We start from the raw sequence: 14,061 nt of genomic DNA on the forward strand, positions 1-14,061 counted from the left end.
TTGTAGAGAAAATAACAACATTCCCGAACAGGAGGGGGCGACCTTGACCGCTCAGCCGCCCAAGCCATACAGCTACTATGTCGTATCGAATCCGTCGCCGGCTTCCGAAGGCGGATTGACCGTGCTGTTCGCCGGAATCAGCCAGACGAAGCCCGGGCATAAGCCGGGTCCGAAGGTGGTCGATTATTATTTGCTGCACCATGTCCTCTCAGGCAAAGGCACCTACAGCTGCCTGGGGAACACTTACGAGCTCGGCCCCGGCGACTCGTTCCTGATCGAGCCGGACCAGCTGGTGAACTATATGGCTGACGTCGAGGACCCGTGGCACTACCGCTGGATCGCCTTTCAAGGCGAACGAGCGGAGCCGCTGCTGCGAAGCGTCGGCTTGTCCTCCGAAAGCCCGGTCGTCCGCACCGGCCGCAGACAGCGCATTTCCGCGCTGTTTCATCAGGTGCTGCAGGCGTTCCAAGGGCGCGGTGCGGCCGCCAACCTGAAGGCAGGCGGCTGTCTGCTGCTGCTGCTCGCGGAATATGCGCAGGCGCTGGAGCCCCTGCAGAAGACGGGGACCCCGGCGGAAGCATCCGGCACGAAGGAGATCGTCCAGCGGGCGATCCAGTATTTATCGACGCAGTACGCCGATCCTCTCAGCATCGGGATGATGGCCGAGTCGCTGGGCTATAACCGTGCGTACTTGTCGACGCTGTTCAAGCGCCATACCGGCATTACGCCCGTCGCTTTTCTGGCCCGGCTGCGCCTGGACCGGGCAAGGCACCTGCTGCGCGAACGATCGGAGCTGACCGTCGAGCAGATCGCCTCGTCCGTCGGCATTCAGGACCCGCTTTACTTTTCCAAGCAGTTCAAGCGCATGTACGGCACTTCGCCGACGGAGTACCGCCGCGCGTTTTTGCGCCGTCACCCGTAATCGGGCGCATCCGGCGCATCCGGTGCATTCGATGCATTCGGCGCATCCGCCCTTGGAGCGGGAGGAGCCGCGAGCGGCAGCATGAACGCGATGCACGCCCCTTGCCCCTTGCGGCTTTGCGCCCAGATGCGGCCGCCGTGAAAATCGACGATCTCTTTGGCGATCGCCAGCCCCAGTCCGCTTCCGCCCCCCGCCGTATTGCGGGATTTGTCCTTCTTGTAGAACCGGTCGAAAATATACGGCAAATCTTCCGGATCGATGCCCGGCCCGTTATCCTGCACCTGCACGACGAGGGAATGCTCGTCCACGATCATGTGCAGCTGGATCAGCCCGCCGCGCGGGGTATGCCTGACCGCGTTGTATATAATATTCGTTAATACCTGGTTAATCCGGTCGACATCGAGCCGAACCCACCCCTCGGGGCTGCCCTGAGGCCTCAGCTCGGTCGTCAGCGTCTGGAACCGAAGCCCTTCATTCAATACCTCAAGCTCGTACCGTTCCTTGAAAAAACGCATGAAGTCCTTTGTCCGCATCGGCTGAATTTCAAAATCCATCTGCCTCGCCTCCAGCTTGGAGAGCTGGAACAAGTCGGAAATAAGCCGGTTCAGCCCTGTGATGCGGTTGTGAATAATGCGCAAATATTTGTTTTGCTGCTCCGGTTCCGTCACCACCCCGTCCAGCAGCGCTTCGACATACCCTTGAATCAGCGTCATCGGCGTGCCAAGGTCGTGCGAAATATTGGTCAGCAGATGCCGTCTGGACGTTTCCAGGCGCGCCAGCTCATCGTTCATTCGCTCCAGGCTGCGGTTCGTCTTCTCAAGCTCGGCGGTACGCTCGCGGATTTTGCTCTCGAGCCCCATATTCAGCTCGCGCATCTGCTTGGACAGCTTCTCGATCACCGAGAGCGCTTTGGACGATCGGTCGCTTAAAATAAAGGAGCTGGTGAACACGACAATAAGCAGGCCGTAAGACACCGTTCCTCCCAGCCGAACCATCTGGTTGTAATAGAGCACTTCGATGATCACCGTCGCGGCGTAAACCGAGGTGCCGAATATGGCAAGGAGCGCTCCGCCCCTGCGGCGCAAGGCCGCACAAGCGATGCCATAAAGCAAATAAAGGGCTGAAAATATGGTAAACAGCTGATAAATAACCGTCAGCTCCGTCATTCGCGGCATCGGCAGCGCCAGCATGAGCAGAACAAACAGCAAGCCCCCCCAGGCAACCGTCTGGACGAATCTGCGCGATACCTCGCCGGGATAGAGCGAACGAACGAACAGCACGGCGGCAGGCAAGCCGAGATAAAAGCACAAATATTCAATGAACAGCGCAGTGCGCCAGGGCAGCTCCGGCCAATATAAATAGATAAGTCCGTCCCCGACGAACAGGGCATGCACCCCGACGAACAGGCAGAACCAGCCGAAATACAGCGGGGTCCGATCCTTGCGCCGCAGCGCGTATTTCCCCAAATGATGCAGCCCCAGAGCGATCATGCTGCCGACAAGCATCATCCCGAGCCCATCCGTGCGATCCTTGTGCGCAATGACCCGGGAAGCTTCTCCGAATTCAAGGCTTTGCCAGGGACCGCCCAGCCGATGATGGTAATTGGATACCTGGAGGACGATATCAAGCTCCGCTCCGCTGTCCCCGAGCGTAACCAGCTGCGGTTGATATTTAGGCACCGATGTCTCCGGCTCCGTTCCGACCTGCCCGGCCTGCGCCACCAGACGCCCGTTGACCCAAAGAGAATAAGCCGTGCGTATAAAAGGAACGTGCAGCGCCATATCGTGCCCTGGCGATTCATCAAGCAATACCTTCAGCCGATATGTCGCATGGCCATAGGCCCCCGCTTTCTTGCCGTTCACCTCCAGCTTGTTCCAGGCGTCAGGCAGCTTCGTCCACTGCTTCCGTTCGTCGGCTCCCCCCTGCGACAACGCTTCAGGCGACAGCAGCTCGTTCCAATAAATGCCCCACTCCCCCTCCAGCCGGACCCGCCCGGCGACGCTCCAATCGACTCCTCGCAAATCGAGCGTGCCTTTTATTGCCTGATGGCTCCAATCCCGCTTCGCAGCGGACAGACCGTGACCGCATCCGCCCAGGAATGGGAAGAATAAAAGGGTGGTCAAAATAACCAGGCACCATTTATAATAATAAGAGCAGCTGGAAATCCGCACCACTTTCTTTCACCTTTTCTCTTTACATACATATAATCCTATCGCAACTGCGGCTTTTGAACATTGGTCGAATGAGAGATCGGGTAGGATCCATACCACTACTTGGGAACATGGAGGGAGAGCGCATGCCAGCAGAAACGATTTTGATAGTTGACGACGAGGCGGAAATCATCGAACTGATCAGCTTGTACTTGCAAAAAGAAGGCTACAACGTCGTCTGGACAAGCAACGGACAAGATGCGCTGAGAATGATGGAGGAGCATCAGCCGAGCCTGGTCATTCTCGATATCCTGCTGCCGGGAATGGATGGCATCGAGGTATGCCGCCAGCTGCGTAAAACATACAACACCCCTATCCTGTTCGTCAGCTGCAAGAACGAAGACATGGACATCATCCTGGGCTTCAGCATCGGCGGCGACGATTACATTACGAAACCGTTCAGTCCCGGCCAACTGGTGGCCAGAGTCAAGGCTCACCTGAGAAGGAGCCAGCTGATGGAGCAATCGAAGGAAGAATCGCAGCAGCTCAGCTTCCCGGGGCTTGAGATCGACCTTCTGTCTCGCGTCGTGCGCGTAGGCGGCACGCAGGTCACCCTGTCCTCCAAGGAATTCGAGCTGCTTACGCATCTGGCCAAATCGCCGAACAAGGTCATTCCGCTGGAGCAGCTGTACCGCATGACCTGGGGCGTCGACAGCAACGGCGACACGCGGACGCTGCTCGTGCATATCAGCAACCTCCGCAAAAAAATCGAGCTGAACCCGGCAGAGCCGCAGTATATTCAGACCGTTCGCGGAATCGGATACAAATTCGGAATCTCAAGATGATCATGCCCCTCGGAGTTGCCGCTTCCGGGCGCAGATCGGTCTGAAGCGAGCCCCCGTTCCAGCCGGGATCTCATCCCGATCGGGTTGCGATGCGCCGCTGCAGCTCCGCCAGTTCGTCGCGGGTCAAGTCCCGCCACGCGCCGACCGGCAATCCTTCCAGCCGGATGTTCATGATGCGCACCCGCTTCAATCGCTTAACCTCGTAACCGAAGACGGCACACATGCGGCGGATTTGTCGGTTCAGTCCCTGCGTCAGTATAATCTTGAATACGCGGTCGCCGACGGGCGTAACGATACAGGGCTTCGTCATGACGCCCAATATTTTCACGCCGCCGGACATGCCCTTCACGAAGGCGGGCGTCAGCGGTTTGTCCACCGTTACGATATATTCCTTCTCGTGCTCGTTCTCCGCCCGCAAAATCTGGTTAACGATATCGCCGTCGTTGGTCAGGAGAATGAGCCCCTCGGAATCCTTGTCAAGCCGGCCGATCGGAAAGATGCGTTCCGGATGTCCTACGAAATCGACGATATTGCCGCGCACATGCCGTTCGGTCGTGCTCGTTATCCCGACGGGCTTGTTGAGCGCGATATAGACATGCTGCTTCTTCTTCCCGACTATCTTGCCGTCGACCTTCACCTCGTCTCCGTCCTGCACCTGGCTGCCCAGCACCGCCTTGACCCCATTGATCGTCACGCGGCCGGCTTCCACAAGCTTGTCGACCTCTCTTCTGGAGCATAGTCCCGTCTCGCTGATGTATTTATTGATTCTCATATCCCACTCCGTCATCGGCACCTTGGCCAGAGGTCTTCTTATGCAACGTCCTCATTATATCATGCCTGCGGGGACTTGCAAAAAAATACATTTTTCGCGTTTCGCGGCCAGGCGGCTTTTCCGGTTTCGGGAACGGAGCAGGCTGCCGGCCGGAGTGCAGGGGCAAGCTCCTTCCCTATCATCAACGATCCATCGTGCCGTATACGATGAAGACGTTGTCATCTTCGCTGCATGATATCTTGAAAATTGGGCGGTATTCCGCCGATACATTGTTTATTCGTTGATTTTGAAAAGGAGGCGACACGGCATGTCCTATCCGGCCAAAACCGTCTTTTGCTTCAGCTTGTACATGTTCATTCTCTCCCTTGCCCTGCTGCTGGCTCCCGGCCTGCTGTCCGGACTTCTCGGCTACACTGGGGAAAGCTACGTCTGGGTTCGGTTGATCGGCATGTTTCTGTTCTACCTCGCCTGCTTTTATTTGCACGCCGCATGGCAGGAGATGCGCAGCTTCTTTTATTTAACAGTGTACACCCGCGCCTCGATCGTCGGTTTTATGGCGGTCTTTGTCGCGCTCGATTGGCTGGAGCCTATCTTCATCCTGCTCAGCCTCGTCGATCTGGCAGGAGCGCTGTGGACGCGGCGCGCACTGGCGAAGGACAAGCCAGCGGAAGAAGGCAGCAGGCGGTCTTAGGGGCGGGCCCCATGAGCTTGTGAGCCGAAGAAAGCAGGGAGCAAATGCCCCGCGCTCGCTCCCTTCCGCACTATCGCTGTTTCGCGTCATTCCCCGCCGATCCGGCACTCCCCGCTGACACGGGCACTCTCCGCCGATTCGGGCACTCCGGGCTGACACGGGCACTCTCCGCCGATTCGGGCACTCCCCGCTGACCCGGACACTCTCTGCCGATTCGGCCACTCCCCGCTGATCCGGGCACTCCCCGCTGACCCGGACACTCTCTGCCGATTCGGCCACTCCCCGCTGATCCGGGCACTCCCGGCTGATTCGGGCACTCCCGGCGGCTTTCGTGGCGTCCCCCCTCCCCCGGCTGTTTCACGCCATTCTCATCGTGGTAAAGAGAGGGTACATCACCGCTGCGGCAAGCCGGCGTTTCCGCAGTTTAAAGCACTGCGCCGCTGCAGCGGACAAGCGGGCATTCTTCACGCGGCTTGCGCGGTGAGCCAATAAAACGGTTAAAAAGGAGTGCTGCTCTATGAATGGGAAAAAATTGGCGCAACCGTTGATCCAGCCTTTTGCCTATGTGCATTCGACATTGACTGCTTTAGGCTTCGTTCAGATCGACTCCCGCCGCGGAAGCGTGTACGAGCTGCTGTTTCGCGACCCTGTAACGGACAAGCAATATTGTTACCGTCTCTTTGCCCACACGCACGGCAACGGCAAGATGAGCATCGACCTCGATGAGGCGGGCTTCGTCGGCAAGGAGGAGGCGCCGCCGGCAGCCCAGGCTGCCGCCTGCGAGATGCTGGCAGAGCTGGTGCAGTATTTGGAGAACGGCCCGGACCGGCGCCGGCTCGCCTCGCTATCCGACACGATGAACGGGCGAATGGCTAACAACGAAGTCGAGGTCAAGCGTCTCGGCAAAATGATGGCCGGTATACCGACGAATACCGAGCTGAGAAAAAGCGGCATGATCCCCGACCCGATCCAATAAGTGCCGGTCAATCCGCCCGCGCCCCGATATCGCTCCCATTTGACGTATTCCAGGCTCTTACAACCGCTTATCCGGTTCATTCAACATGTCCGACTTGCTGAATCATGCACAATATACAACAATTTAACCGATTTTCGAGGCAATCGAGCAAAATATTGTATTTTATGTATTTTTCCTCCTTTTCCGCCCCTATCGCCCGATTTCACGGAAAATGTTGTACGAAGTGCAGCATTGAGCCGGGAAGCGCTATGTTCGTCCCTGATTTGTTGTAGAAAGTGCAACTTCCGCAATCTAGATAACGCTTACAAAAAAAGCGAACGCCGACATCATGCTCCGCTTACGTTTAGAGCGGGGCTTTTGGGGCGGCGTTCGGCACTCTCGCAAATCGTCATCCCGCCCCGAATACGTATAGGGCCGGCGACGCCCGTCGTCCGGCCGCGCTTAAAGCTGTTGTAAGTACAACCGCTTATTGAGACACACAAGGGGGAATAACGCCATGAAGCAGCCCTTATGGCGGCGATTGTTGCGAGTTGGCAGGAAGCTGACAGTACATACGACAAATCCTGTCCGCCGGCCTGTCGGCACCGCGGAGCGCCACAGCGCCGGGGCGGCAGCCAGCGGCGAGGGGCGAAATACTTCAGCCGCGAGAGCCCCGCAGCCGCACAGCTACGGCTACAGCCCCGACTGCGAGGCCGCGGCGACTGCGGGCCGCAGCGCAGGCAGCGCTCGCGGGCTGCCTGCAGCAGAACCGCCGCGGCAAATGCCGCCGGCTGGCTCGGCTGGCCCGTACCGGCCGAGCGGGGCAGCGTACGGCCGCGGGTTGGCGCCGCACGCGCCGCTGCCGAACTTGAGCGGCCGGAGCTCTGCGGCCGGGCCGCCGCCCGGCCGTGAGCCGGCACCGCGGTACGGCGCCTGGGAAGGGGCAGGCGGCGACAGGCAGGCCGATACCTTATCGCGGACGGACGCGCGACAAGGCGAAATCGGCCATGGCGCAAGAGGCATCCGCAGGCCGATAAGGCCTGTGCCGACAGCGCGGCATGGCGCAGCGGCGGAAGACGCCCGCTTTAGCGAAGGGCGGGCCGCCGCCCCGCCGCCAGGGCCGGCACCGCCCGCGGGAACGGACGCCGCAGCAGCAGCGCCCGCCGGAGCGCGGCCAGGCAGGCCGCCGCGTCGCCGGGCGCGCCGCGGCATCCTGGCGGGACTGCTCGCGCTGTCGGTCTGCGCCAGCCTCGGCCTCGGCGGCTTCGCGATGTGGGTGCGCGGGCTCGACGTCAGCAAGCTGAGCCAGCCGCTGCCCGAGCCTACGCTTCTCCTGGACGCGAACGGCCAGCCGGCGGCTGAACTCGCCGCCTCGAAGATCGTGCCCGTGCCGATCGACGAAATTCCGCTCGATTTGCGCAATGCCCTCATCGCCGTGGAGGACCAGCGCTTTTACGAGCATGCGGGCTTCGATCTCTGGTCCATCGGCCGGGCGATCGTCCGCGATATTCGTTCCGGGTCGCTCAAGGAAGGCGGCAGCACAATTACGCAGCAGCTGGCGAAAAACCAGTTTCTCGAAGCCGACAAAACGTTCACCCGTAAGCTGCAAGAGCTCGGCTACGCCATCAAAATAAACTTTACTTACTCCAAGGATGAAATTCTGGAGCTGTATTTGAACAGCATCTACTTCGGCGAAGGCCGCTGGGGGGTCGAGGGAGCAGCCCGCGAATATTTCGGCAAGCCGGTACGGGAGCTGACCTTGGCGGAATCGGCGCTGATCGCCGGCCTGCCCAAAGCCCCTTCGCGCTATTCGCCATTCAAAAATATGGACAAGGCGCTGGAACGGCGCAACCTTGTGCTGTCGCTCATGAAGCAGCAGCACTTCATCACCGAGGAAGAGTACCGGCAGGCCGTCGCCACTCCGATCTCCCTGCGCTCGGACAACCTGGAGACGCTCAAGGGCAAGCACCCGTCATTTACCGATTACGTGATGGACGAAGCGGAGCGCTTGTACGGCTTTACCGAGCAGCAGGTGCTGACGATGGGACTGCGCATCCATACGACGATGGACCCGATCGTTCAGCAGGCGGCGGAGGAGGTGTTCGCCGACGATGCGCTGTTCCCCGCGAGTCCGCCCGACCAGCCGGTGCAAAGCGCTGCCGTCGTGCTTGACCATCGCACGGGCGAGATCAAGGCGATCGTGGGCGGACGGGGAGAGCAAATTTACCGCGGCTTCAACCGCGCCACCGAGCTGAAGCGCCAGCCCGGCTCGGCCTTCAAGCCGCTCGCCGTATACGGTCCGGCGCTGGAGCGCGGCTACAGGCCCGACTCCCCGCTGTATGACGGCGAGCTTGATATCGGTGGCTACCGGCCTAGCAACTGGGATGGCAAAACGCATGGCGTCGTCTCGCTGCAGGAGGCAGTCAAGCGCTCCTGGAACATTCCAGCCGTCTGGCTGCTGAATGAAATCGGCATCGACGCCGGGCTGGATTACCTAAGGCGCGCCGGCATCGAGCTGCCCGCAGCCGACCGCAATCTGAGCCTCGCCCTTGGCGGACTCTCCGAGGGCGTATCGCCTTTGCAGATGGCCGCAGCTTACGGTGGCATCGCCAATCTTGGCGAGCGGAAGCAGGCTCACGCCATTACCCGGATTACGACCAAGGAAGGGCATCTTCTGGTCGAGGCGGCTCCGCAGTCGCAGACGATGACGACGCCGGTGCATGCCTATACGCTGACGCGGCTGCTGGAGCAGGCGGTCGCGTCAGGGACGGGGCAGGCTGCGCAGCTGGACGGAAGGCCGACGGCAGGCAAAACCGGAACGACGCAGCTGCCGGATACGAAGGAATTCGCCGGCATCGGGTCCGGCGGAGCGAAGGACGCCTGGTTCGTCGGCTTTACGCCGGAGCTGACCGCGGCCGTCTGGCTCGGATACGACCGAACCGACCGCAGCCATTATTTGACCACGGGCAGCGCCGCCCCCGCCTCGCTGTTCCGCGAGATTGCGTCGCGGGCCCTTAAAAATGCGCCGCCATCGGCCTTCCCGGTTCCCGAAGAGGTCCGCCAGGCGCTGATCCGCGAGAACGAGCGCAAAGAACAGAAACGAGCCGACGAAGAGCGGAAAGAGAAGCAGAAGAAAGACAGCTCCAAGGAAAACAAGAAGAACGAAAAGGGCCGCGGCAACGGCAAAAAGCATGGGAACGACGATTGATCGCGGGTCTCCTTGTAACGCCCATGCCGCTCGCGCAGCACCATCAGAAGATGAAAATGGACCGCGCACCCCGGGGCTATTTTCAAGAGAGTCAGCAAATGTTGTATTTTGTACAACAAAAACGGAGGGATACACCCTATTTGCGGCTCAATGTTGTAAAATGTGCAACATTTCGGGCGATGTCCCCGGGTTTGAAGCCAATCGCCCCCCAACTTGTTGCACAAAATGCAACATTACGCTTTCTCTGGTGCGAAGAGGGCGGAGAATGTTGCATTTTTTGCAGAATTTGTCGCCACATGTGTCCGGGGAGGAGCCGCGCTAACACGGAGTTCGCATGCTAACGCGGAGTGTCTCTCCATACACGCTAGCCTAGGGTGCGGTTTTGCCGGGCCAACAGTTGGACAGACAGCAAAAACCCGGCGGACACTGCCTTCCAGGGCTGTGCCTCCGCCGGGGCCCAAATGGCGGGGACGCCTTGCTCTAATCGTCCTCGTCTTCCCGATCGTCATCTTGGTCGTCGCCGCGATGTTTATCGCTGCTCTTGCTGTTCTCGCTGCCTTTGCCGTTGTTTTTGCCGCTGTTCCTGCTGTTGCCCCCGTTACGCTTCACCTTCAGCTTGACGTCCGGACTTGCGTCTTCAAGCTGCAAATTAGCGACAATTTGCCGCTTGAGCGCCTCCTCCCAAGCCTTGCCGGCTCCGGCTTCGATCGGCTGGTCCTGCAGCAGAAGCTGCAGCCACTGCTCCGCCTCTTCATCCTTCAGATGGATGACGGTCCGATCCTTCATCTGGACATAAATGTCGGCTTCGGATATATTTCCGCCTTTTCCGGGCTTATGCCTTGCCTTCAGCTGCAGCTCGCTGCTCTTCACCTCCAGCGAAAACTCGGTCCACGGCCATTCCCCACGATGCGCCGGTTCGTCCGAGGCATCGACCGGTTCGGTATTTCCGCCGCCGGGCTTCGGCGCAGCCGGCAAAGCCGGGCCAGTCGACGGCTCCGCTGCCTTCGGCGGCTGGGCGCCGCTCGCTGGTGACCGAGCACCACTCGCCGATGACTGGGTGCCGCCCGACGGTGACTGAGCGCCGCTCGCCGATGACTGGACGCCGCTCGCCGGTGACTGAGCGCCGTTCGCCGGTGACTGAGTATCGCTCGGTGGTGACTGGGCATCGCTCGACGGCTTATCCCCATCGACCGATCCGGCAAGCGCTTCGCTATCCGCATCGGCAGACGGCGGCAGCGACTCCCGGCCGGTCGCTTTGATATACGCGGCTTGCTGTTTACTGTTGAGGATCAGCTCTACCCGGTCGCCCGGCCGCAGGTCTGCAAGGCCTGCCTTTCGGTTGTCTTTGTACACCCAGGCATTGGATGCCAAAGGATATGTTCTCTCCGTCTCCTGCGCCAGGATCGTGACGGATTTACCCTCTTTCGCTATCCCGATCAACGCGCCCTGCGCCTGATCGGAAACTTCGGCGAGCGCCTCCGGGTCGCCGGTTGCATATGTCGCATAGACGACTCCGGCGGCGAGCAGCCCGACTGCGAGCAGCATGGCGATTGTTTTCATCGTTTCCCCCGCAATTAGCAAATACTTGAATTCCCCATACGATTCGATTCGGGAGCCTTTTTTCGGGGGGAGCGTCAAATCCAATCCCAGCGGTGCGCCCATGCAAGCAGCCGGGCATGCGGCTCGGCAGGCCGCGGCGTGCGTCCCGTATCCCTCAACAGGAGGAACCGCACTTTCCGAATCCATAGCTCGAACGAATCGAAGCCGGCCGCGATGTTTGCGACCGGGAGCGTCATGACAACGAAATGCGGTCCGGCATATTTGTCCGCCAAAAAGCGAAAGGCGGTATCCATCGGCGTATATTTCTTCCTCCGGCCTTCCCAACGGTCGATCGTCGCCAGGGCGCCAGTTGCCCCGGCCGAATCCGCCAACTGCTCCTCAAGACGCTCCGTCCGCCGGTAGTACGGCTGAGACGCCCGAATCCCCATCCGTCCGAGCGTCTCGTCATGCAGCGGATAAAACACGACGCGGACGAACCGGCGCTCCGCCGCGGCATTCAGCACCCGCTCCACATCCTGCTCGAGCCAGTCGTCGAACGCGTCGTAAACAAGCAGGCTGCCCCGCTCCCCTTGCCGCTCATCGTCCGGCTCGTAACCGAAAGGCACCTTCACATTTTGTCTGGCCACCTGTGTGCATCTCCTTCCAAGCAAGGCCTAAAGCAGCTGCTGCCATCATGGCCTGCATGCATATTTTGCCAACAAAAGTCGCAAGTTAATCTTGACTCCAGCGCATCGCTGCGCCAGGAAAGGAGGTCTATCCCAATGTCCGAAAACAAAAAGCATCAGGGCAACTACGAAGGCACCGCTTCCATGAAGGCGGAAAATCAAGACATGGAATTCGTCAACGATACGGTAGAAGAGGCGAAAACGACGAAAAATTTGCCCGGCGCCATCGGCAAGCGTAAGGAATCTGAGTAAACACGATGAAATGTGCCCGAAAGTAGGGAAACATTTCATCCGGCTTGCACGTCTAAAGGGATAGCATTATTGGCGGAAGCCTCGGGGCCGCTTGCTGCCGGCAAGCCGTAGCGGCGAAAGCGCCGGGCCCCGCCGATCCCTTGCGCTTCAGGCAGTCCGAAGGCCGGATCAACCGGAAGCGGCCATGCGAAAATGCCGGGATGCTCGCCATCTTCAGCAGCAGCCATACGTCGCCCGGCCTATTAGAAACCGGTTCCATCGTCCGTTGTCGCTTTGCTTTATTCATTGAAACCGGAGGTTGTTTCGCTATGAACCAATACTATGTCGTATATAAAAACAAGCCGCTCAGCGGCCCGATGAACAAGGAGGACGCCGAACGCAAACTCGCCCACTTGAGCGTTCTGTTTCGCAATCTGCAGGTCTGTCTTTTGCCGGAGCTGACGCCCCCCGAAACGGCGGAGGCTATAGCGCCTCCGCGCAAAATCAGCTCATAGCAGACTCTGAAGCGCGCTGCTATCAGGGCATATCCACGCCTAAGCGAGCTCCGAATCAGACGTCTTCTTGCAAGAGGGCTAGCTCCGGCGCCAGCGCCCGTTCCAGATAAGGATCGGCCTGCAAAAAATCGCGGAACGTCTCGTAGCTTTTCCGCAGCTTCGCCGTCTCTGCGCTTGATTGCGGCGAGCTTGCGCGCACGGCGCGGATCAGGATATTTTTGGGAGTATGCTCCATATCGATGAACTCGAGCAGCTGTGTGCGGTACCCCATCAGCTCCAGCAGCTTGGCCCGCAGCGCATCGGTGGCGAGGGCGGAGAAGCGCTCCTTCAGAATGCCATGCTGCAGGAGCGGCGACAGCACGCTGTTCCCCACTTGCCGGAACAGCTCATGCTGACAGCAAGGCACGGACAAAATCACATCCGCCCCCCAGCGCACCGCTTTCTCCAGCGCCGCATCTGTCGCCGTGTCGCACGCATGCAGCGTGACGACCATATCAACCCGCTCCAGCCCCTCGTACCTCGCGATATCTCCAACCAGAAACTGAAGTCCGCTGCAGCCGAATTGTTCGGCGAGCTCGCTGCAGTGCCGGATAACATCCTCTTTCAGATCGAGACCGATCACCTGAATGTCCAACCCTTGCACTTCCTTAAGAAAATGATGGAGGGCGAAGGTCAAGTACGACTTCCCGCAGCCGAAATCGACAATGTTCAGCGTGCGATTCCTTGCCAGGTGCGGAACGACGTCAGCGATCATCTCCAGGAAGCGGTTGATTTGCCGGAACTTGTCGTATTTCTTGGCCAGCACCTTGCCTTCCGCATTCATAATGCCGAGCCCGACCAGGAACGGCACGGGGACCCCTTCCTCCAGCATATACCGCTTCTTGCGGTTGTGGCTGAGCGCTTCGGGGGAAGGCGCCCGTTTCGTCGGCGGCTTCTTCAGCACGGCCTCCTTCCCCTTTTTGCTGATCAGCACCTGATAATCCGCCTCTGCAGTTTGCAGCAGCAACTGGCGAAAGCTGGCATCCAGAAGCATCCCCATCCTTCGCACGGCCTCTTTCGGCTCCACATTCTCGTGCAGTACCTTGGGGCCGCAGAAACGGCTGAATTGATAGCGCAGCCCGTCCTTTAGCCGGACCGGCTTGACCGTAACCTTCGTACAGCCATCCGGCTGCTTGCTGCGCACCTGGCTGAAGGTAGCCTGGATCAAGATGCCGTCATGGACCGCTTGCTCCAGCAAGCGATCCGATTCCTTTGGCTTCGTCGTTTCCATCGATCTCTCCCTATCTCGAAAAATTGGACGGAACCCTCCGGCGAATTTTTCAACACCGCAGGTGACGACCGATGACGACGGGAAGCGCTCGTCATCGGCGTCTATCTTGAAAATAGCCCCCAGGGCCCGTGGCTCATTTTCATCTTCTGATGGTGCTGCGCCAGCGACATGGGGGTCTATCTTGAAAATTTGGCGGTATACGCCGACAAAATTTCAATACCGCAGGTGACGACCGATGACGACAGGAATCGCTCGTCATAGGCGTCTATCTTGAAAA

The 14,061-nt window shown here is 59.5% G+C and carries 12 protein-coding genes; 7 read left to right on the forward strand and 5 right to left on the reverse strand.

All coding sequences use genetic code 11. From position 1 onward, the window contains the following. The first annotated feature begins 43 nt into the window (after positions 1–43). Positions 44–922 carry an AraC family transcriptional regulator gene (locus F591_RS0122640; RefSeq protein ID WP_019536891.1) on the forward strand — a complete coding sequence of 293 codons (879 nt, stop codon included), beginning with the start codon at positions 44–46 and terminating at the stop codon, positions 920–922. Here the strand turns inward: F591_RS0122640 and F591_RS0122645 are convergent. Then, the gene (locus tag F591_RS0122645) at positions 913–3,045 is read right to left on the reverse strand and encodes a sensor histidine kinase (RefSeq protein ID WP_245581103.1); all 2,133 of its coding nucleotides are present in this window, start codon (positions 3,043–3,045) and stop codon (positions 913–915) included. The two genes, F591_RS0122640 and F591_RS0122645, sit on opposite strands and share 10 nt — an antisense overlap. A 173-nt stretch (positions 3,046–3,218) precedes the next feature. Here F591_RS0122645 and F591_RS0122650 point away from each other — a divergent pair, with 173 nt between their 5' ends. Continuing rightward, a complete protein-coding gene (locus tag F591_RS0122650; RefSeq protein WP_019536893.1) occupies positions 3,219–3,917 on the forward strand; it encodes a response regulator transcription factor in 699 nt (232 codons plus the stop codon). 70 nt (positions 3,918–3,987) lie between these two features. Here the strand turns inward: F591_RS0122650 and rluF are convergent, their stop codons facing one another. After that, positions 3,988–4,689 carry a 23S rRNA pseudouridine(2604) synthase RluF gene (gene rluF, locus F591_RS0122655; RefSeq protein ID WP_026326828.1) on the reverse strand — a complete coding sequence of 234 codons (702 nt, stop codon included), beginning with the start codon at positions 4,687–4,689 and terminating at the stop codon, positions 3,988–3,990. Between the two features lie 307 nt (positions 4,690–4,996). On the opposite strand from rluF, the gene F591_RS28790 reads away from it, so the two are divergent. The 3 genes from F591_RS28790 (at position 4,997) to F591_RS28795 (ending at position 9,543) form a co-directional block, all read left to right on the forward strand. Beyond that, on the forward strand, positions 4,997–5,380 hold the full coding sequence (locus F591_RS28790) for a hypothetical protein (RefSeq protein ID WP_019536895.1): 384 nt from the start codon (positions 4,997–4,999) through the stop codon (positions 5,378–5,380). 517 nt (positions 5,381–5,897) lie between these two features. Further along, on the forward strand, positions 5,898–6,356 hold the full coding sequence (locus F591_RS0122665) for a hypothetical protein (protein WP_019536896.1): 459 nt from the start codon (positions 5,898–5,900) through the stop codon (positions 6,354–6,356). Positions 6,357–6,852: 496 nt separating this feature from the next. Beyond that, positions 6,853–9,543, forward strand: coding sequence for a PBP1A family penicillin-binding protein (locus tag F591_RS28795; RefSeq protein ID WP_019536897.1), 2,691 nt, complete (start codon positions 6,853–6,855; stop codon positions 9,541–9,543). Between the two features lie 480 nt (positions 9,544–10,023). On the opposite strand, the gene F591_RS0122675 is transcribed toward F591_RS28795, so the two are convergent. Beyond that, positions 10,024–11,103 (reverse strand): hypothetical protein, encoded by a 1,080-nt coding sequence (locus tag F591_RS0122675; protein ID WP_156829668.1) that lies wholly within the window; start codon positions 11,101–11,103, stop codon positions 10,024–10,026. A gap of 74 nt (positions 11,104–11,177) precedes the next feature. Further along, the gene (locus F591_RS0122680) at positions 11,178–11,729 is read right to left on the reverse strand and encodes a hypothetical protein (RefSeq protein WP_019536899.1); all 552 of its coding nucleotides are present in this window, start codon (positions 11,727–11,729) and stop codon (positions 11,178–11,180) included. Between the two features lie 135 nt (positions 11,730–11,864). On the opposite strand from F591_RS0122680, the gene F591_RS32120 reads away from it, so the two are divergent. Both F591_RS32120 and F591_RS0122695 read left to right on the forward strand, forming a co-directional pair. Further along, positions 11,865–12,020 carry a hypothetical protein gene (locus tag F591_RS32120; RefSeq protein WP_019536900.1) on the forward strand — a complete coding sequence of 52 codons (156 nt, stop codon included), beginning with the start codon at positions 11,865–11,867 and terminating at the stop codon, positions 12,018–12,020. A 308-nt stretch (positions 12,021–12,328) separates the two neighbouring features. Continuing rightward, positions 12,329–12,514, forward strand: coding sequence for a hypothetical protein (locus F591_RS0122695; RefSeq protein ID WP_019536902.1), 186 nt, complete (start codon positions 12,329–12,331; stop codon positions 12,512–12,514). Positions 12,515–12,569: 55 nt separating this feature from the next. Here the strand turns inward: F591_RS0122695 and F591_RS0122700 are convergent, their stop codons facing one another. Continuing rightward, positions 12,570–13,784: a class I SAM-dependent methyltransferase gene (locus F591_RS0122700; protein WP_019536903.1), complete on the reverse strand. Its 1,215-nt coding sequence runs from the start codon at positions 13,782–13,784 to the stop codon at positions 12,570–12,572. Positions 13,785–14,061 lie beyond the last annotated feature (277 nt).

This window comes from Paenibacillus ginsengihumi DSM 21568 (genome assembly GCF_000380965.1).
GTDB lineage: Bacteria > Bacillota > Bacilli > Paenibacillales > NBRC-103111 > Paenibacillus_G > Paenibacillus_G ginsengihumi.